This window comes from Streptomyces sp. NPDC056600 (assembly GCF_042792855.1).
Lineage (GTDB): Bacteria > Actinomycetota > Actinomycetes > Streptomycetales > Streptomycetaceae > Streptomyces.
The window spans coordinates 1-1,512 of sequence record NZ_JBHTVQ010000133.1; the positions used below are offsets into that span (position 1 = coordinate 1).

General features: G+C 71.8%; 1 protein-coding gene. It reads left to right on the forward strand.

Annotated elements, in window-relative coordinates:
• Nucleotides 1-82: 82 nt before the first annotated feature.
• A partial coding sequence (locus tag ACFRAV_RS31300) for a hypothetical protein (RefSeq protein ID WP_382560986.1) occupies nt 83-1,512 on the forward strand: 1,430 nt, incomplete at its 3' end.

The window sequence follows — 1,512 nt, forward strand, 5'->3', positions numbered from 1 at the left end:
GACGGCGGACAGGGCGGCGCGGTCGCACCGGATCGCCGCGCGGGCCGCGTTGAAGGAGGCGCGGGCGAACTACCCGGCGACGATGGCGCAGGTAGCCCGGCGGTGGCACGCCGTGCATGTCGTCCCGGCGGCGGTCGGCACGTACGCGTGGTCGACGCCTGCGGACTGGGAGACGTGGCCTTTGGCCACCTCGGTCGCGGTCATCGCGGCCAACGCCTCGGCGCTGTGGCTCGGTCGCCGGTCGGTCTCCGTGCAGGTCGAGGATGGGGTCACGGCGGAGGAACGCCGCTTGCTGGAGCGCCTGGACCCGTCGTACTGGGTGCAGCACGCCGACTCGCGCGGCCTGTCCGGCACGCTGACCGAGCGGCCCGAAGTGACGGCGGCCGGGATCGTGTGCGGCGTCCGGCTGGACGGCAAGGGCTGGTCGGCGAAGAAGCTCGCGGCCGAGTCCGCGGCGGTCCGCGCCCTGCTCGGGATGCGGACCGAGACGCGGATGCAGATCAGCGATGGCAGCCATGGCGACCGCGCGCTGATCGTGATCCGCACCCGGTCCGCGTCGGACGGCATCTCGATGACCTGGACGCCGGAGCACACCGGCATCGGCGTGGACGAGGTGACCGGCGAGATCGTGGACGTGCCGATGGCGGGCACGCACAAGCTGATCGCGGGCGTCACGAACATGGGCAAGAGCGTCTCGTGGCGGCCGTGGATGATGCAGGCCGTGGCCGACCCGCTGTGGGCGGGCATCCTCCTCGACCCGAAGCGGCTGGAAGCCCGGCTGTGGCAGGGGAAGGTCCGGACGGAGGGTCACCAGCGCGGCTCGAACGAGGAGATCCGGCAGGCGATCTACGACGCGATCTGCGAGCTGGTCGCGGAGATGCAGCACCGGCAGGAGATCGCGGACGTCACGCAGTGGGTGCCGACGCCGGAGCACCCGAGCCTCTTGGTCGTCATCGAGGAGGGACGGCAAATCCTCCAGATGGCCAAGGACAACCGGTGGAAGGACGTCCTCGACCTGATCGACGACCTGTACACCCTGGCCCGCGCGACGGGGATCTGGATCATCTGGGCGACCCAGTACCCGTCCCGCACGAACGGCGGCGTCACGGCGATGGTCAGCGAGAACAGCCTCACGGTCATGTCGCTGACGGTGGACTCGCCGGTGTCCGACCGCGTGGTCTACGGCGAGAACGCGGCGACGACGGGCTGGGAGCCGTCGACGCTCGGCGGCATCCCTGGCCGGGCCCTGATCAAGCACAAGGACCGCAAACCCAGCCCGGTGCGGATCTGGCACGTCCTGGATGAGGCGGTGGAGGCGCTCCCGAAGGTGACCCCGTGGCAGCACGTCGCCACCTTGGCGCCGGAGCCCGCCGACCCGGGCGGCGGGCCGCGCCTGACCCTGGTGAAGGAGGCACCCGAAGCGGCGGCCGAGGAAGCGCCGGCGCCCCGCGCTGAGGAATCCGCGGCGACCCCGGCCGGTACCCCGACCAACCGGAATCGGGTCCTGGACAC